This is a genomic window from Bartonella sp. CM86QHHN (assembly GCF_042194695.1).
GTDB lineage: Bacteria > Pseudomonadota > Alphaproteobacteria > Rhizobiales > Rhizobiaceae > Bartonella.
Map to the genome: position 1 here is coordinate 1 of NZ_JBHIND010000086.1, position 18764 is coordinate 18764.

General features: G+C 37.4%; 11 protein-coding genes and 1 pseudogene. 5 read left to right on the plus strand and 7 right to left on the minus strand.

Going from position 1 to position 18764, the window contains the following annotated elements; genetic code table 11:
• From ACFIKX_RS09485 to ACFIKX_RS09495, 3 genes are all read right to left on the minus strand, one after another.
• The coding region (locus ACFIKX_RS09485; protein WP_375628653.1) for a BA14K family protein at positions 1 to 744 on the minus strand (744 nt) is incomplete at its 3' end.
• A 630-nt stretch (positions 745 to 1374) separates the two neighbouring features.
• Complete coding sequence (uvrB, locus tag ACFIKX_RS09490; protein ID WP_375628655.1) at positions 1375 to 3684, minus strand: excinuclease ABC subunit UvrB; 2310 nt, start codon at positions 3682 to 3684, stop codon at positions 1375 to 1377.
• Positions 3685 to 3944: 260 nt separating this feature from the next.
• Positions 3945 to 4259 carry an SH3 domain-containing protein gene (locus ACFIKX_RS09495; RefSeq protein ID WP_375609122.1) on the minus strand — a complete coding sequence of 105 codons (315 nt, stop codon included), beginning with the start codon at positions 4257 to 4259 and terminating at the stop codon, positions 3945 to 3947.
• Between the two features lie 336 nt (positions 4260 to 4595).
• Between ACFIKX_RS09495 and greA the strand changes: the two genes are divergently transcribed.
• On the plus strand, positions 4596 to 5069 hold the full coding sequence (greA, locus tag ACFIKX_RS09500) for a transcription elongation factor GreA (protein ID WP_375628657.1): 474 nt from the start codon (positions 4596 to 4598) through the stop codon (positions 5067 to 5069).
• A gap of 17 nt (positions 5070 to 5086) precedes the next feature.
• Complete coding sequence (locus ACFIKX_RS09505; RefSeq protein WP_375628658.1) at positions 5087 to 6145, plus strand: glycosyltransferase family 4 protein; 1059 nt, start codon at positions 5087 to 5089, stop codon at positions 6143 to 6145.
• 1224 nt (positions 6146 to 7369) lie between these two features.
• On the opposite strand, the gene ACFIKX_RS09510 is transcribed toward ACFIKX_RS09505, so the two are convergent.
• The gene (locus ACFIKX_RS09510) at positions 7370 to 8764 is read right to left on the minus strand and encodes a TrkH family potassium uptake protein (protein ID WP_375628660.1); all 1395 of its coding nucleotides are present in this window, start codon (positions 8762 to 8764) and stop codon (positions 7370 to 7372) included.
• Positions 8765 to 9074: 310 nt separating this feature from the next.
• On the opposite strand from ACFIKX_RS09510, the gene trxB reads away from it, so the two are divergent.
• Together trxB and ACFIKX_RS09520 are read left to right on the plus strand one after the other, a co-directional pair.
• Complete coding sequence (gene trxB, locus ACFIKX_RS09515) at positions 9075 to 10031, plus strand: thioredoxin-disulfide reductase (RefSeq protein ID WP_375628661.1); 957 nt, start codon at positions 9075 to 9077, stop codon at positions 10029 to 10031.
• A gap of 42 nt (positions 10032 to 10073) precedes the next feature.
• Positions 10074 to 10979, plus strand: coding sequence for a LysR family transcriptional regulator (locus ACFIKX_RS09520; RefSeq protein ID WP_273791217.1), 906 nt, complete (start codon positions 10074 to 10076; stop codon positions 10977 to 10979).
• A gap of 1162 nt (positions 10980 to 12141) precedes the next feature.
• Here the strand turns inward: ACFIKX_RS09520 and ACFIKX_RS09525 are convergent.
• From ACFIKX_RS09525 to carB, 3 genes are all read right to left on the minus strand, one after another.
• Positions 12142 to 13344, minus strand: a complete 1203-nt coding sequence (locus ACFIKX_RS09525; protein ID WP_375612967.1) for a pyridoxal phosphate-dependent aminotransferase — start codon at positions 13342 to 13344, stop codon at positions 12142 to 12144.
• Positions 13345 to 13666: 322 nt separating this feature from the next.
• Positions 13667 to 13876: a cold-shock protein gene (locus ACFIKX_RS09530; RefSeq protein ID WP_012754908.1), complete on the minus strand. Its 210-nt coding sequence runs from the start codon at positions 13874 to 13876 to the stop codon at positions 13667 to 13669.
• 247 nt (positions 13877 to 14123) lie between these two features.
• On the minus strand, positions 14124 to 17609 hold the full coding sequence (carB, locus tag ACFIKX_RS09535; RefSeq protein ID WP_375628664.1) for a carbamoyl-phosphate synthase large subunit: 3486 nt from the start codon (positions 17607 to 17609) through the stop codon (positions 14124 to 14126).
• Positions 17610 to 18425: 816 nt separating this feature from the next.
• Here carB and ACFIKX_RS09540 point away from each other — a divergent pair.
• Positions 18426 to 18692 (plus strand): annotated as a pseudogene (locus tag ACFIKX_RS09540) (methyltransferase); the annotation flags it as partial.
• Positions 18693 to 18764: the final 72 nt, after the last annotated feature.

The following is an 18764-nucleotide window of genomic DNA, read 5'->3' on the forward strand; positions in this document are numbered from 1 at the left end:
GTCTCGGAAAGTTCCTGTTTTAGGGTTGAAAGAACGGTATTTTTTCTTGCAATAGTTAAGCCAATCAGATTCTAATGATTGCTGGAGTGGCTCATATGCCACCGTTTGCTGCACTTGATAAACTCTTTGATTTTGCGGAACTTTTTGATAAATTACCTGATTTTGTGGTACTATTTGATAAACCACTTGTGGCTGTTCTGGTTTTTTTAAAATTGTACCAAGAATCGTACCTGTTGCAAGACCAAGAATACCCACCGCTAAAGCATCTCCTGAGTTATCTATATGAATATTACTGTGTTTTGTCTTTTTGCGCTCGACGTAATGATATGTTTTGTTTTCAACATGATGATAATGGTGGTGGTGGTGATGATGGTGTTGTTGTTGTTCCGTCTTACTATGTTTGGCTACAGACCTTTCATGTTTGGCTTTAAATCTTCTCTTGTCGTCATCAGAACTCTTGTGGAAATCATCAACAAACTTTTGGAAATCATCAGATAAAAAGCTACGTTTTTTATCAGAACAATGGGAGCGAGAAAAACCGCAAGGCAGAATATCAGCTTTCTTCCTCATTTCCCTTATCGCATCATCTGTTTCTTTACGCATCTTCCTCATCATATCATCTATTTCTCTCGAGATAGAGTCACTACGATTCCATGCCATATCCGCAAGCGTTGCATTTAGCGGCATCAAAATGGTCACAGTTGACATTGCTGATAATACCGCTAACCTGATCACTTTTTTCATAATGATGCTCCTTGTGTAAATTCGTATTTTTCACATCCTACACGTTTCAAACTGAATAGAGCCTGAACAATTTTGGGCTTTATTGTGACAAAAAAAATAAAAATTTATTTAGTTAAATCTATCGCCGAGACAGTAAAATGAAATCATAAAAGAATTTTGATTTCAATTAATGTACTCTGCTTGAGGTTAATTAATAAGTTTGTATTGAGAGTCCACGATTTTTTACTATGGAATATAAACTCTTTATTTAGGGATAATTTTTTATTGTTTGGTACAATATGAATTGAACAATAGGGATATGAATAAAAGTTATCATTTTTTATCATAGGCTTATGGTGCTATGATAAAGTCTTATTTTACTTTATTTGTGTTATAGGACAGTGTCCTATTTGAATATTTTCTTGTAAGGATAAATAATATTGAGTTAGATATCAGAGTATAACTGTATAAAGATAATATATTTTAGAAATTTTTTATAAAATGTTCTCTCTCATGTTGTTTTAGACAAATTGAAGCACCCTTGATGTTGGAGGTTGTCTATTTTTCGGATAACGCTGTTTGCTTTTGAGCTTTCGTCTTTTTTTAGAAGAGCTGAAGATTATTTTATGCGGTTTGAAATTTTTTGCTCCTTCATTGATTGCGTTTTTTTCGTTTTATTGTTGCTTGATTAGGGGTGTTTTTACGAGATTTTCCTTTTTGATTTTCCAAAATACCAGTGTCCATGGTTGGTCCCATGTGTGCAAGGTCTGGTTTGGAGAAAAGACTTGGTTGTAACACGGGCTTTTGGGGGGATTGTTCTCTATGATGTGTTAAGGGATTCTCCGCGAGTTCTAGTTCTATCTTTTGTAATTGTTTGATTTCATCGCGAAGGCGTGCTGCTTCTTCAAAATTAAGATCAGCAGCTGCTTCATGCATTAATTTTTCGAGGTGTTTAATATGAGATGCTAAATTGTTGCCAACCATATTTTTTTTCTCGATGACATCAGGGATATTTGTACGAATATGGTTGTTTTCATAACCTGAATTGAGAATATCTCCGATATTTTTTTTGATACTTTTCGGTGTGATATGGTGTTCTTCATTATAGGCTATTTGTTTTTGTCGACGTCTTTGTGTCTCCTGTAAGGCTCGTTTTATGGAACCAGTGATCGTATCTGCATAGAGGATAACACGGCCATCTACGTTACGTGCAGCACGTCCGATTGTTTGTATGAGGGAAGTTTCAGAGCGCAAAAAGCCCTCTTTATCGGCATCTAGAATGGCAACAAAACCACATTCTGGAATATCTAAGCCTTCTCGGAGCAAGTTGATACCGATGAGGACATCAAAGGTGCCAAGCCGAAGATCGCGTAGAATCTCAATGCGTTCTAATGTATCAATGTCGGAATGCATATAGCGTACACGAATACCTTGTTCGTGGAGATATTCCGTTAAATCTTCGGCCATACGCTTGGTTAGGACGGTCACTAGTGTGCGGTAGCCTTTTTGAATTGTTTTACGAATTTCATTCACAATATCATCGACTTGATTTTTGGCTGGACGAACCTCTGTTGGTGGGTCAACAAGCCCTGTGGGGCGAATAACTTGTTCTGCAAAAGTACCGTGAGATTGTTCTATTTCCCACCGTCCAGGTGTTGCGGAGACAGCAATCGTTTGTGGGCGCATAGCATTCCATTCTTCAAAGCGCAAAGGACGGTTATCCATACAAGAAGGGAGGCGAAAACCATATTCTGCTAAGGTTGCTTTTCTACGAAAGTCACCTCGGTACATGCCACCAATTTGGGGAATGGTTACGTGGCTTTCATCGATAAAAACAAGAGCATTATTTGGAATGTATTCGAACAAGGTTGGTGGTGGTTCTCCGGGTTTTCGTCCCGTTAAATAGCGTGAATAATTCTCGATTCCAGAGCATGAGCCGGTAGTTTCCAACATTTCTAAATCAAAAATTGTACGTTGTTCTAAACGTTGTGCTTCTAAAAGACGTCCAGCCGCATTTAATTCATCGAGGCGTTGAACGAGTTCCATTTTGATCGATTTCATCGCTTGGTTAAGTGTTGGGCGTGGTATTACGTAGTGTGAGTTGGCATAAATTTTAATTGATTGAAGATCGCCTGTTTTTTGTCCGGTGAGAGGATCAAATTCCGTAATTGTTTCCACTTCATCGCCAAAGAGCGAAATACGCCAAGCACGATCTTCGAGGTGGGCAGGGAAAATTTCGATTGTATCCCCTCGAACACGAAAGGAACCACGAATGAAATTGATATCTTGTCGATAATACTGTTGAGAGACTAAATCAGCCAAGAGTTTTCGTTGATTGAGTTTGTCCCCTTTTGCTATTTGGAAGGTCATAGCAGTATAAGTTTCTACGGAACCAATTCCGTAGATGCAGGAGACAGATGCGACGATAATAACATCATCACGCTCTAAGACGGCGCGTGTTGCAGCATGACGCATCCGGTCGATTTGTTCATTAATAGAGGATTCTTTTTCAATATAAGTGTCAGAGCGTGCAACATAGGCTTCTGGTTGATAATAGTCATAATAAGAAACAAAATATTCGACAGCATTGTGAGGAAAAAAGCTTTTAAATTCTCCATAAAGCTGTGCCGCTAAAGTTTTATTGGGAGCTAAAATCAGAGCTGGACGCTGTGTTTTTTCAATGATATTGGCCATTGTATAGGTTTTTCCTGAGCCGGTAACACCCAAAAGCACTTGTGTACGTTCATCTTTTTGAATTCCCTCAACCAGAGTTTTAATGGCTTGAGGTTGATCTCCCGCTGGTTTAAAAGATGTTTCGAGTTGAAATGAAATACCACCTTCAGATTTTTCAGGACGAATAGGGCGGTGAGGTGTCCATAATGCACCATTCTTAAAAAGAGGATTACCTGAAGCAATGAGAGCAGAAAGAGCTTCTACTGTTGCAGTAACACCATTTTTCATTGTTGTATCCTTTGATAGAAGCGTGCTGGTGATTTTAAAGAAAATACTAATTTTTACAATTTCATTACAACAACAGCAAAACATTATTGAACAGATTTGTTTTGGTTTATTGGAGTTTTCATTAGGATCTTGATCAAGTTTTTTCTATGAGACAAATTCTTCGAAGTATTTCTTTGGAGGGAGCATATTTGTGGTTGTTCATAGACACTATTGCATTTTTTCCATGATGATATTCAAGAGGGCATAAGTTATTATGGCTGTTATGGAGAATAATCGGTACGTTTGGGCACTAAAGGCATTGTGTATGTGTGATAAAGATCATTTCCATCTTTAAATGAAAGATAACGAGATGACACCCAACCCATTTGAGCGTTATATCGGATATGGCACCAGTTTCCTTCACAGTTTTTGACAAAGATCAATTCCCCCGCAGAGATTAAGCCACAAAGCGCATACTGAGTGCTGGGGCCTGCTCTAAAATTAAGATTTCTCGTAACAAAGGCCTCTGCTGCCTCGGATATCGTTGTAGTTAAAAAGAAAGGAACAAACATAAAAAAAATTATGATTTTTTTCATTTTACTGCAAAGAACTTCTTTAGTGATTTTCTATCCTTCTCTCTTCGTATCACATATGATTTCTTTTGCCAGACTATGATAAAACAGAAAAAAATACAATTCTTTCTTCTTTAGGAGACTCAGCAGTAGAGTGAATTTTAATATTTTAAACACCAAAATGAGATGTTTTAAACACTATTGGTACATGTTTTGTTCCCTTTATTTATTTTTATATGGAAAACAGAGAGACTGTACTATATAATGAAAAAGATCGTAGTTTTCGGATTCCAAAAGTAATTTTGGAAGCCGTTTTTTGTATTTTTATTAAACTTTCCGTGTAATAGAAAGGGACGGATTATGGAAAAAGTTCCGATGACTACAGCTGGTTTTGAAAGTCTTAAAGAAGAGTTGCGTTGGCGTCAACAACAGGAGCGTCCGCGGATTATTGAAGCAATTTCTGAGGCGCGAGCACATGGTGATTTGTCAGAAAATGCCGAGTATCATGCAGCTAAAGAAGCGCAAAGTCTTAATGAGGGGCGTATAAATGAGCTTGAAGATTATATCGCACGAGCAGAAGTGATAGATGTCTCGCGTCTTTCAGGTGACAAAATAAAATTTGGCGCAACCATTAAACTCTTGGATGAGGATACTGAAGAAAAAAAAGTGTATCAGATCGTAGGAGATCAAGAAGCTGATGTAAAGGTTGGTAAAATCTCTATTTCTTCGCCTATCGCACGTGCACTTATTGGCAAGCAAGAAGGTGATGTGATTGAGGTGAATGCACCAGGTGGTGCGCATAATTACGAGATCATTAAGGTTCAGTACATCTAAATAACATATGGATTATTATGCGTGTATCTTTGGACGAAACTGAAATTATTGCGCCTCACTTTAAAAGGCGTTTGTCGGGAGTAACATCTACGATTATTCAGCTTATTCCACTGCAACGCGAACAGGGTGTGCGTATATCCACTTTGGGGTTTGGTTTACCACGAACTTTACCGACACTTGCCTTTAAGGACCTTTTCGGACTTTGGAAAAGTCCGAAAGGGAAGCCATTTCGTATTTGGCATGCACGACGCAATATTGAGATGCTTTGCGGGGTGTTTTTACGCGATGTTTTGCGAATGAAGCTTAAACTCATCTTTACTTCGGCATCTCGACGCGAACACAAGCCTTTTACCAAATGGTTGCTTCGTCGTATGGATAAAGTTATCGCTACTAGTGTATGTACGGGAACCTATCTAGAAGTGCCTCATAAGGTTATTATGCATGGAGTGGATATTAGGCGTTTTTCACCCCCCAAAATTCCTGATGATTACTTTCCAGCAACTGGGGTGCCAGGAAAATATGCGGTAGGATGTTTTGGGCGCGTGCGCTATTTAAAGGGTACTGATTTGTTTGTAGACGCGATGATAGCATTATTGCCTGACTATCCCGAATGGACAGCACTTATCGCTGGTCGGACTACAGAACAGCATTATGGTTTTGAAAAGAAATTACGACAGAAGATTGCTGAAGCTGGTTTAAACGACCGCATTATTTTTCTTGGTGAAAGGCTTGATATACCTGTGTGGTATCGCCGTTTATCACTTTATGTAACTCCGTCTCGTTTGGAAGGTTTTGGTCTGACACCATTGGAGGCAATGGCATCACAGACGGCTGTAGTGGCGAGTGATGTAGGAATTTTTAAAGAATTGGTGGTCGAGGGAACAGGAACGGTTGTTCAAGCAGGAGATGGAGCGGCTTTAACAGCAGCAATTGAACCTTATTTTGCTGATGTAGAAAAAACATTGGCAGCCGGAAAGAAAGCTTTAACCCATGTTCGTACTCACTTTCCTTTGGAAAAAGAGGCAAGCAAGATTGAAAGTGTTTACAAAGAACTGTTTGCAGAAAAAACACTTTGATTATTATATCAAAAATCTTTTTGAGGAATGATAAAAGTATTTTTCTTAAAGGTTTTTCATAGTCATTAAGAAAACAGCTCAATGATATAAATGTTATTTTACAAAATTTATATTGTCTTTAGTAGCACGCTATAAAAAGTTCTCAAAATTTTGGATAAAATATTAAAAATGTATACGCTTGAGAGCGATATGTAGTTTATGATAAAGCATACTAGGAGAGAAGAAAGCTACTTTTATTCATTGATATTTTAGAATAAGAAAATAATGCTTTAACTCAAGTCTGGGGATTTATGCACTATCTTATACGGGGTCGTGCTGATATTGTTCGTTTTGTAAGACTTAAATAGATAGCAAAAAAAAAACGTTTTCTTGTCTTAAAAAGATAATGATGGTATCTCCATGGATAAAATAGTCGTACATATTTTCAATAAATTCATAATAAGATGGATTTAAGATCAATATATATATATATATATATATATATGATTTTTATAGATAATTTACCTTTTCAATTTGAATAAGAGCTTTGAGTACCGTAAGATTTTCTCATGTAAAATCTGTTGATATTAACAATGAGAGCTATCTTCTTGCACGTCACAATTGGAAGAGAGCATGTGGCGGATAAAAACTATTTAAGAAAGGTGTAAAGAGATTTCTTATAAATTGTCTGAAATGCAGTCTGTTGCAACATTAACAGCAGAAAAATAATATGATGGTGCTAATTGTATCTTATGTTGTGGTTTCGGTATGCACTTTATTATTTAAGTAAAAATGATGGGACCAATTATATCTTATACCTTTCATAAGAATTGTTGTGAAATGAATAAGATGAGTATTGTGAGATGTTTTTTAACAAGCTTGTAAATTTGTAATAGAATGCATTCTATTTTCCATAAAGATGTTGTTCTATTAAAGAGAAAAAACATTTTTATTAGCAAATATTCATATTTTTTGCATTAGAAATTATTCATAAAAAAAAGAATGTTTTATGTGTCCATTTTTAACGATAAAAGGGCTTAATAGAGTAAAGAGTTATATGTTATGAATGTGAAAGCTCTTGGTACTTGATTGTTCTTGCCGAATTATTTTTATGTTAACTTGTATAATCATCTATATGATAATTTGATTGAAATTTCAGAAAATTTTCGGTCGATTGAGTGAAGGTTGAATATTATTACGCATATTGTTCATACCTTTTATTTTGGTAAAATAAAGTGTTATGCATTAAAATTGTTCACGCCAGAAAGCGGGAATAAAAAGGACGAATATTGTTATGATTTCAAGGCGTCCAGCTAACATTAGAAAACTTAAAATCCATAAAGCATTATCATTGATTGTAGAGAAATTACCTGCAGGGCCAATGATATCTCCAAAGCCTGGACCAACATTTGAAAGTGCGGTTAAGACACCTGTAAAGGCAGAGGTAAAGTCAAGACCGGTTGTAAGCAAAAGTGCAGTGCCGATAACAAGGCAGAACATATAAAGACATACAAAAAATAAAACGGCTTGAGCAACATCGTTTGATATATTTGAGTGATCATAGCGAGCTTTTACGACAACATTAGGAGAAAGAAGTTTTTGTATATTTGTTTGTGTAATACGCCAAAGAATAATAAGGCGATTGATTTTCATGCCACCAGAAGTAGAACCAGCACATCCGCCTGTAAAAGAAACAATAAAGAAAATTCCAAGCGCAAACGGTCCCCAAAGTTGATAATCTTCAGCGCTGTAACCGGTGGTGCTAATAATGGATGAAAGGTGAAAAATGACATCAAGGAAAATCAAGTGGAACGCGCGATGATCATAAAACCGTAGCCATGCCGCTAAAGCAAAGCTGAAAAGGAGAACGATATGGAGAAAAACAATCACTTGTGGGTCAAGGAAGCGTTTAGAGTGTCCAGGAAGGACTAATTTAACATAAAGTACGAAAGGTAAAGCAGAAAGCAACATGAAGATTGTTGAAATAATTAAGATGGCTGGTGTATCAGAAAAATAGCCAAAAGAAGTATCATGCGTTGAAAAACCAGCTGTTGCTACTGTACTCATTGCATGGTTAATGGCATCAAATAAATTCATTCCTGCAGCAAAATAAGAAAGCATACAAGCCAATGTTAACCCAACATAAGCGATGATAATTCCATTAGCAATTTGGTTGATGCGAGGCAATATTTTTTCAGATTTATCAGATGATTCCATATGAAAAAGTCGCACGCCACCCACACGCAGTGAAGGCAAAATTAAGAGGGCTAAACCGATAAAACCAATGCCCCCAATCCAGCATATAAGAGAACGCCATAATAAAATACTTCGCGATAAATTATCAAGATCAGAAAGGACTGTGGAGCCTGTTGTTGTAATTCCAGAAACAGATTCAAAAATGGCTCCTGCTAGAGAAATGGGAAGAGGAGAAAGATAAAGAGGTAAGGCACCTACGATGCTTCCTGTAAGCCAAAGACAAACAGTGAGCATAAAGCCAAGCCGTGCTGAAAAGCGACAAGTAGCTCCCTTAGTTGCTAAAAGAATCAGCGTTGCTAACATGGTGGTTATGGCACAAGAATAGAGAAAGCTTATCCAATTACGATTGTTGTCGTGCAAATCCACAAAAATTGGCAAAAGCATTGCTCCTCCCATGATTAAGGCAAAACGTGCACAGACATTGATAATAAATTGAAAAATGATCGTTCCCTATCTTTGTATCTCTTTTTATTATGGTTTTGTGCTCATAAGAAGTTACATTTTTCTCTTTATAGGATAAGGATTAATTCTTAACATTAGCGTGCCTTGATGAATTAGTAATCAGACCTTTTCATAAAACTTGAAAAGAAGTATACATAACATAATTAGGGCTCTTGAAAAATATTTTTTTAAAAGGCTGCATTCCGTTATCATTTATAGAATAATTAATTTATAATAAAGTGAAGGGGATTTAATGGTACAATCGCATATTCGTCTGCTAATTATTGGCTCAGGTCCGGCTGGTTATACAGCGGCGATCTATGCAGCAAGAGCAATGCTTAAGCCTGTTTTGGTGACGGGCTTGCAGCAGGGGGGACAATTGACAATTACAACTGATGTTGAGAATTATCCAGGTTTTGCAGATCCCATTCAAGGACCATGGTTGATGGAACAAATGGCAAAACAAGCTGAGAATATGGGGACAAAAATTGTTTATGATACAATTATAAAGGCTGATTTGTTGAAGTATCCTTTTGTCTTATATGGGGATTCAGGAACACAATATTCTTGTGATGCACTGATTATTGCAACAGGAGCTCAAGCGCGCTGGCTTGGTTTAGAAAGTGAACAGACCTTTATGGGCGGAGGTGTTTCCGCTTGTGCTACATGTGATGGCTTTTTTTATCGTGATAAGGACGTTATTGTCGTGGGAGGAGGAAATACGGCTGTTGAAGAAGCACTTTATTTATCGCATTTGGCTAAAAGTGTAAGCGTGGTTCACAGGCGGGGGCAGTTTCGGGCAGAAAAAATTTTACAAGATAGGTTGCTGGCTTGTAATAATGTGCGTGTTCTTTGGGATCATGTGGTTGAAGAAATTGTGGGGCTGCCAGCTCAAGATTCAATGGGCGCTGTTGTAACAGGGGCACGTCTGAAAAATGTTAAGACAGGTCACGAGATGAAAGTGAATGCAGAGGGCATATTTATTGCCATTGGGCATGATCCTGCTGTTTCTCTGTTTGAAGGACAGCTGAAACAAAAACGAGGCGGCTATTTATGGACAGCACCCGACTCAACAGCAACAAGCATTGCTGGTGTTTTTGCTGCTGGGGATGTGACAGATGAAACATTCCGCCAAGCTGTAACAGCTGCGGGAAGAGGATGTATGGCAGCGTTGGAAGCAGAACGGTTTTTGGATATACCCAGGCGTTAGTCATTCATTGAGAACATAGAGAATATAGAGGTAGAATTAATTGTGGCGCCACCGTTGGATTGGGATAAGTTAAGGGTTTTTCACGCTGCAGCAGAAGCGGGATCTTTTACGCATGCTGCTCAAAAACTTCATTTATCTCAATCAGCCGTTTCACGACAGGTTTCGGCTTTAGAACAAGAGGTTGGGGTATCCTTATTTCAACGTCATGCGCGTGGTTTGATTCTTACAGAACAGGGAGAAACTCTTTATCGTACAGCTCATGATGTTTTGATGAAGCTTGAAAGTGTGCGTTTGCAATTAAGTGAAAGCTATGCAAAACCAACGGGGCACTTGCGTGTGACCTCGACCTTTGGAATGGGGGCAGGGTGGATTGCAGAGCGTATGCCAGAATTTCTTAGTCTTTATCCTGATATGCAGGTTCAGCTTTTGCTTTCCGATGAAGAGCTTGATTTGACAATGTGTCATGCGGATTGTGCTGTTCGCTTACATCAACCCAAACAACCTGATCTTATACAAAGAAAACTCTTTACAATTCATATGCATGTCTATGCTTCGGAAAAGTATATTGCAAATTATGGAAAGCCGGAAAAATTGTCTGATCTCGATGAGCATCGTATTATTTCGTTCGGTGAACCTGTTCCACCTTATTTGTCTGGTTTAAATTGGTTGGAAAAGGCTGGTAGAAGTGATGGATCATTGCGCGTTTCAGTTTTACAAATCAACAATATCATCTCAATAAAGAATGCGCTTATGCGTGATCTTGGGATTGCTGTGCTTCCTGATTATATCGTCAATAATGATGAGCATTTAGTGCGTCTTTTTCCTGATATGGTTGATATTCCTTCTTTTGATACTTTTTTTTGTTATCCTTATAATTTAAAGAATTTGGCAAGGTTAAATGCTTTTCGAGATTATATTTTTTTAAAAGCTCGCCAGTGGTCTTTTTAATATTAATATCTTAATTTATAAGGAATAATTAGCTGTTTTGCAACTTGAGACTCCCGTAATATTCTTTCGTTTCAAATTTGCCTATATTGAATCAATTAAAATTATTTGTTGCACATTAAAAGTGGAGGGAGTCCGTACGGGTAAATATTTTTGAAAAGAGGGATAAATGTTTTTTATGAATACTAGCAACCGTGAGGGTTATTATATATTGAAAAATGGACAATCGTGTGATGGTGTAGTTAACATTTTTACTATTTAATTAAAGAGAGTGGTACATGATGGAGACAAATTTAAAGCTATGTGTTTATTGCATAGCAGATACGCTTAAGTCTTTATTGTGCTTTTCCTTATAAAATGACATAGAATACTATCTCTTGATTATGTTGCCTCCCAGTTTCGTTTTCTTGAGTGTTCCCTTACGAAGATCTATCAGATTGATTTTATCTCTGAGGATTTTCCAAATTTGCCGGACATATGTCCGGCTTTTTTTTAAATTTTTGAAAGAGTCCCTAGAAATTGCAATATATGGGAAGATGATAAAGAAAAAATTTCGAAACTGGTGGATATCCAACAATTTTTTTAAGAATACTAAAATTCAATGAGGAGTTTGAGAGGGGATATTCTATTGTACTGTAAAAGTCTGTCTTTTAGGGGTGTGATATAAAATATTTAAAACCTTATACATGAAGTGCTTTTTATTAGAATGTGAGGTGAATATTTAAGGCAGGTCTTGTTCATAAAGCCTATGAAGTAAATCAAGTAGTTATTAAATAGAACTTAAAGGAAACTGGATTGCTTACACAACGATGGGAGGTGGCTTCTTCTTCGTTTTAGGACGAAGAAGAAGCTGAGAAATAGAAGAGATTTTATTGTAAGGGCCTTTGATTATAAGGGCAATTGTGTTTAAAAGTGCTCGGTCTTTTTTAGAGTTATAAATTGAATGGAGAAAGTAGAATAGGCTTGTCATCTCTTATGATAATAGACCGATTCATTTATTTGATAGCTAAATTTTTTTGATCTTTATCTACAGCATCTATTTTTGTGTTTATTCATAGATATTTTTGCTGAATCGATAGATTTAGACCATGACACAGTTTCAGATATTTTCTCGGATATACTAACATTCGGCAAAAAACAATCACAAGAGATGATATTAAAAATTTTAAATTAAACTGTTGCAAAAACGCTGTATACGTATACAAGCTTTTTCAAGTAATTCTTCTGATGTTGCATAAGAAATACGAAAAGTTGATCCAAGTCCAAAAGCAGATCCTTGGACGACAGCAACAGCTTCTGTTTCTAGAAGCGCTATGGCAAAGTCTTCATCATTCGTAATACGTTGACCATTGGGTGTTTTCTTTCCAATAAGTCCGGTGCAAGAAGGATAAACATAAAAAGCACCCTCAGGCGTTGGACAGTGAATGCCAGGAGCTTGATTTAGCATGGAGACAACGAGATCACGGCGTGCTTGAAAAATACTTTTATTTTTAGCAATAAAGTCTTGTGGCCCGTTGAGTGCTTCAACCGCAGCCCATTGTGAAATGACACTTGTTCCAGATGTTTGCTGTCCTTGAATGGTATCCATGGCTTTAATGAGTTCTTGTGGTCCGCCTGCATAACCGATTCTCCATCCCGTCATCGCATAGGCTTTAGAAACACCATTCATTGTGAGTGTACGCTCATAAAGCGCTGGTTCTACTTGAGCTGGAGTCACAAAGGTAAAACCCTCATATGTGAGATGTTCATATATATCATCGGAAAGGATATAAACATGAGGATATTTTACTAAAACATCTGTAAGTTTTTTCAATTCATTATGTGTATAAGCGGCACCTGATGGATTTGAAGGAGAGTTAAAGATGAACCATTTGGTTTTGGGGGTAATGGCAGCTTCTAGCTCTTGTGGTTGGAGTTTATAAGAAAATTCGGCTTTTGTTTCTAAAAAGACAGGCGTACCATCGTTGAGTGCGACCATTTCTGGATAACTAACCCAATAAGGGGATGGAATGATGACCTCATCTCCTTTATTCAAAGTTGCCATGAATGCATTAAAGAGAATTTGTTTTCCACCGGTACCAACAATAATTTGTTCTGGTTGGTAAAGAAGATTATTTTCTCTTTTAAACTTTGCAGAAATTGCTTGGCGCAATTCTGGAATTCCTGATATGGGAGGGTATTTTGTTTCTCCCCTTCGAATAGCTTCAATAGCCGCGTTTTTGATGTTGTCTGGGGTATCAAAGTCTGGCTCTCCAGCACTTAAAGCAATAACATTGCGCCCTAATGCTTTTAAATGGCGGGCCTTTTGAGAAGCAGCAATTGTTGCAGAAGGTTTGATACGAGACAGTTTGTCGGCAATAAAAGCCATAATTTTAAATCCTTATATTATATCAACAAATGGTTATTGCTTTAAGGATATTCTATAAGAGATTATATTGTATGCAATAAAAAACTTCCAAAATACTCTTACACGGGCTTTATATTCTTCTTTTTTGAGATATTTTACAAGATAATCTCTTCGTAGATTTTATGAAAGTTTTTGAGGAAGTATAAGAGAGGTTTGATAAATTGTGCAAAGGAGATAAGCAGTCTTTTATTTTAACAAGGTAAAATAATGCTTTATACAAAATAAAAAAATCTTCGTCTTTACAGACGAAGATTTCTAAATAAAATATTGCAGAATTTAAACTTTAAAGTGCTGCAAGGTTACCAGCGGCAAATTTTCCTGAACGACGATCTTGAAGAACATCATAAGAGATTTTTTGCCCTTCATTAAGACTGTTTAGACCTGAACGCTCGACGGCAGAAATGTGTACAAATACATCTGCACTACCATCGCTAGGCTGAATGAATCCGAAACCTTTTGTCGTATTAAACCACTTAACTGTTCCTGTAGACATAGGAAACTCCTTAGAATATATAATTATATTGAGCATTGAAGCTTTCATTTCTTCAATACGGTTGTAGATCGAAATTAGGTGGGAGAAGTTTCGTCGAAAGTGCAGATTGCACAGGAAAGAAAGTCACGTAACCGAAAATTCGATGAAACCTCTATAAAAGTTTTTAGAACAAAAAGCAAGTCTTAATCAATTTTTATATAAAGAAAAAATAAGAAAACAGTGTATATTTTGCTAAGTAGAAGAAAATTCAACTAAAATAACTTTGTAGTGAACGTACCTCAAGGTGCCTTTTTTTGAGTGCTTTGATCGCTTCTACGACGGCTTCGGCTCCAGCTATTGTTGTATAATAGGGAACATTTTGCATGAGTGCTGCATAACGTAATGATTTTGAGTCTGAGATGGCACTGGCAGTGCTAGTTGTATTAAAAATCAATTGAATTTGGCGATTACGAATAGCGTCTTCAATATGGGGGTGTCCCTCTAGAACTTTGTTAATTTTTTTTGCTTCAACGTGGTGTTCGGTGAGAAATTTTTGTGTTCCACTTGTGGCGACAACAGAAAAGCCAAGCTCAGTTAAACGTTTTACAGGATTTAAGATGCGTTTTTTATCTTCATCCCTTACAGAAACGAACAAAGTTCCCTTTTTAGGGAGTTTTACACCAGCTCCAAGTTGGGCTTTAGCAAAAGCAAGCGAAAATTCATAGTCAAGTCCCATAACTTCACCGGTTGAGCGCATTTCTGGACCAAGAAGTGTATCAACACCTGAAAAACGAGCAAAAGGAAATACTGCTTCCTTGACGGCAATATGTTGTTTTTTTTGCAAAGAAGGTAATCCACCATAAGCTTCAAGAGCATCATGAAGCGTTTCTCCAGCCATAATACGTGCAGCCATTTTAGCAATAGGGCGACCAATCGTTTTTGCAACAAATGGGACAGTACGTGAAGCACGGGGATTGACTTCTAAGACATAAATGGTGTCATCTTTTATAGCATATTGTACATTCATTAAGCCGCGAACATGAAGTGCTTGTGCTAATGCTTTGGTTTGGCGCTCTAATTCAGTAACTATTTTATTTGAGAGCGTATGGACTGGTAGAGAACATGCTGAATCACCAGAGTGGATACCAGCTTCTTCAATATGTTCCATAATACCAACGATTAGTGTTTCGTTACCATCACATAGACAATCAACATCTACTTCAATTGCTTCTGTTAAATAGGTATCAAAGAGAAGCGGATTTTTACCAAGCAATATATTGATTTGTCCTGTTGTGTCGTTAGGATAACGGACTTTGATATCTTCTGAAATTAATTCAGGGACACTCTCAAGTAAATAATTTTGTAAGCTACGTTCATCACGAATAATTTGCATAGCACGTCCTCCTAAAACATAAGAGGGACGTACAACCAAAGGGAAGCCTAGTTCGTGGGCAATGAGGCGTGCTTGTTCAATGGAGTGGGCAATACCATTTTGAGGTTGTGTTAAATTAAGTTTAAATAACAGTTTTTGAAAGCGGTCTCTATCTTCTGCTAAGTCGATAGCGTCAGGTGAAGTACCTAGGATGGGGATATTGTGTTTTTCTAGAGCGCTTGCCAATTTCAAGGGTGTTTGTCCGCCAAATTGGACGATGACTCCAACCAAATCTCCTTTTTCCTGTTCTGCTTCTAAAATAGCGATAACGTCTTCTGTTGTTAAAGATTCAAAGTAAAGGCGATCAGAGGTATCATAGTCGGTTGAAACTGTTTCAGGATTACAGTTAATCATAATCGCTTCAAATCCTGCATCACGCAGTGCAAAAGCAGCGTGGCAGCAACAGTAATCAAATTCAATACCTTGCCCAATGCGGTTTGGTCCACCGCCTAAAATAGCAATTTTTTTGCGTTCAGAAACGTGTGCTTCCGAGTGCTCTACACCTGCAAAGGGAACTTCATATGTTGAATACATATAGGCTGTAGGAGAAGAAAATTCAGCGGCACAAGTATCAATCCGTTTGAAGACGTGTTTAACATTCAGTGATTTACGTAAAGCTGCGATATAATCGGGTTCTTTCCCTGTAAGGGAGGCTAATCGCGCATCTGAAAAGCCCATAGCTTTTAACATACGTAAATTATCTGCGTCTTGGGGTAATCCATGAATGCGGATACGCTGCTCCATTTCAATGATGGAGGCTATTTGTTCTAAAAACCACGGATCAATTTTGCTAATTTGGTGAATCTCATTTAAGGGTAAGCCTGTGCGCATGGCTTGAGCAATATAGCGTAGACGATCAGGGCTTGGTATGGCAATGGCTGAGCGTATAGAACTTTTTTCATCACCTTCAGCATGCTCTGGAATCACAATTTCATCAAGACCCGTAAGCCCTGTTTCAAGTCCACGGAGTGCTTTTTGTAACGATTCTTGAAAAGTGCGTCCAATTGCCATGACTTCTCCTACAGATTTCATCGCAGTTGTGAGGACAGGTGATGAACCGGGAAATTTTTCGAACGCAAAACGAGGAATTTTTGTCACAATATAGTCAATAGAAGGTTCAAATGATGCTGGTGTTGCACCACCCGTGATATCATTTTTTAATTCATCAAGTGTATAACCAACAGCCAGTTTAGCCGCTACTTTGGCAATGGGAAACCCCGTTGCTTTTGAGGCAAGCGCTGAAGAGCGAGAAACACGCGGATTCATTTCAATAACAATGAGGCGCCCATTTTCAGGATTGACAGCAAACTGTACATTGGATCCCCCCGTTTCAACACCAATTTCTCGCAAAACAGCAATCGAAGCATTACGCATACATTGATATTCTTTATCGGTTAAGGTGAGAGCAGGTGCTACAGTGATCGAATCACCGGTATGAATCCCCATTGGATCAATGTTTTCAATAGAACAAACGATGATACAGTTGTCGTTCTTATCACGAACAACTTCCATCTCATATTCTTTCCACCCTAAAACACTTTCTTCAATTAATACTTCTGTTGTTGGTGAAGCTTCAAGCCCACGTTCAATAATTTCATAGAATTCAGAGCGGTTATAAGCGATTCCACCACCAGTTCCACCAAGGGTGAATGAAGGACGAATAATAGCTGGAAGCCCAACAACATCAAGAGCTTGAACTGCTTTTGCTGTTGCATGAGCGATATAATGTTGTTTGCGATCAGCTTCGGTATGTCGCCAGTTGCGCTCAAGTTCTTCGAGTGCTTTGTCAAGCGCAGCACCAGAAAGTTTTGCTTTAAGTTCAGCACACGTTTTTGCGTGTTGTTGGCGATTTTCTTCTTTCAGTTCTGTTGCATTGGCTAACATAGAGCGTGGCGTTTCCAAACCGATTTTTGCCATCGCTTGGCGGAATAAAGCACGATCTTCAGCTTTATCAATAGCATCAGCATTGGCTCCTATCATTTCAACATGATAGCGGTCTAGAATACCCATACGCTTTAATGATAAAGCAGTATTGAGGGCTGTTTGTCCTCCCATAGTGGGCAAAAGGGCATCGGGACGCTCGTGAGCAATAATTTTGGCAACTATTTCAGGAGTAATGGGCTCTATATAAGTTGCATCAGCTAGATCTGGATCTGTCATAATCGTGGCAGGATTAGAATTTACCAAAATAATTCGGTAACCTTCTTCTTTTAATGCTTTACAGGCTTGAGTGCCTGAATAATCAAATTCACATGCCTGACCAATGATAATAGGTCCTGCTCCGATGATAAGAATAGATTTTATATCTGTGCGTTTGGGCATGACTTTTTCCTATGACAAATATCTGTGTGTGATTGTTGCGGGCAAAATATTTTAGTTCTGAGGCTACCGTCATTTTATAAGTTAAGTGAAAAAGAAAGTAAGCATTAAAATACCTTTTCCATGCTTTTTTTCATAAAATTGAAGATAAATTTCTTTTTTGAGTTGAGTCATCTCGTCAGTTTATCAAAAGTATGACCTTTGATAAAAAATAATAACAGTGCTCCAACAAATTAGAATATTCAAGCATACTGTGGAGCATAAAAAGCCGGAACATCTTTCCAATCCATTGCCGGCATACTTTCTTTGTGTTTTATGACGTTTTTTGCTTAAGAGAGCACGCGCTTTTTCTGTTGCTTGTAAAACATAAGCTATTATTTATGGTTCGATGGGATTTCGTAAAATAAAATGGGAAGCTTATCGTGTTGTTCCGTAAAATACTGCCGTTTAGAGTTGTGATATAAGGTATGAAAATTTACCACATTAAGGTGTTTTTGTTAGAGTGTATGATAGAATTCAGAGCAGGATTTGTCTGTAGAGAGCTTATGAAATAAACCATATCAAATGGGTTCAGTTGGAATCTGTTATATAAAAAGCAAGATTGTTGATAGATCAGCTCTGGTCGAAGTTTCCGTCTTAGGGTAGGAAGAAAGTCAATCTATGTATCTTTCCATTTCATAAAAAGGTGAGAGTGTATTTAATACAATGGCTAAGGAGATAATTTCAGAATGATTTTGTTTGTTTTTAAAAGATAGTGAATACTCTCCCTTTACTTTATGGATGATGTTCAAAACTTTTTAAAATATAAAGAAGGCTAAAATGCTGAATATTTCCCAAACGAGAGTATTCTGTCTGAAAGATGTATCAATAGGAAAGCTTTTGGTGGCTAGGTCTCAAAAAGGGATTTGTCATATAGCGTTAGGAGACACTATAGAGCAATTATTACAGGAGTTTACGATACGCTTTGGTGATGTACAACAAGTTGTAGGTGACAATACATTTAAGAGAGAAGTTGCCCATATTATAGCCATGATAGAAACACCTAAGCTGGTAAAAAAATATAATTTTCCCTTAGATATAAATGGTATATAAAAAGCAAGTAAAATAAAATAGTTATGTCTAATATGGGGGAATAGGTGAATCTTGATTCTATTGAGT

What these genes read in the sequence shown, in the direction of transcription:
- ACFIKX_RS09525 (WP_375612967.1), bottom strand. Translation starts at nt 13,344, where the DNA reads ATGGCTTTTATTGCCGACAAACTGTCTCGTATCAAACCTTCTGCAACA.
- ACFIKX_RS09530 (WP_012754908.1), bottom strand. Translation starts at nt 13,876, where the DNA reads ATGTCTACAGGAACAGTTAAGTGGTTTAATACGACAAAAGGTTTCGGA.
- uvrB (WP_375628655.1), bottom strand. Translation starts at nt 3,684, where the DNA reads ATGAAAAATGGTGTTACTGCAACAGTAGAAGCTCTTTCTGCTCTCATT.
- greA (WP_375628657.1), top strand. Translation starts at nt 4,596, where the DNA reads ATGGAAAAAGTTCCGATGACTACAGCTGGTTTTGAAAGTCTTAAAGAA.
- trxB (WP_375628661.1), top strand. Translation starts at nt 9,075, where the DNA reads ATGGTACAATCGCATATTCGTCTGCTAATTATTGGCTCAGGTCCGGCT.
- carB (WP_375628664.1), bottom strand. Translation starts at nt 17,609, where the DNA reads ATGCCCAAACGCACAGATATAAAATCTATTCTTATCATCGGAGCAGGA.
- ACFIKX_RS09495 (WP_375609122.1), bottom strand. Translation starts at nt 4,259, where the DNA reads ATGAAAAAAATCATAATTTTTTTTATGTTTGTTCCTTTCTTTTTAACT.
- ACFIKX_RS09510 (WP_375628660.1), bottom strand. Translation starts at nt 8,764, where the DNA reads ATGCTTTTGCCAATTTTTGTGGATTTGCACGACAACAATCGTAATTGG.
- ACFIKX_RS09505 (WP_375628658.1), top strand. Translation starts at nt 5,087, where the DNA reads ATGCGTGTATCTTTGGACGAAACTGAAATTATTGCGCCTCACTTTAAA.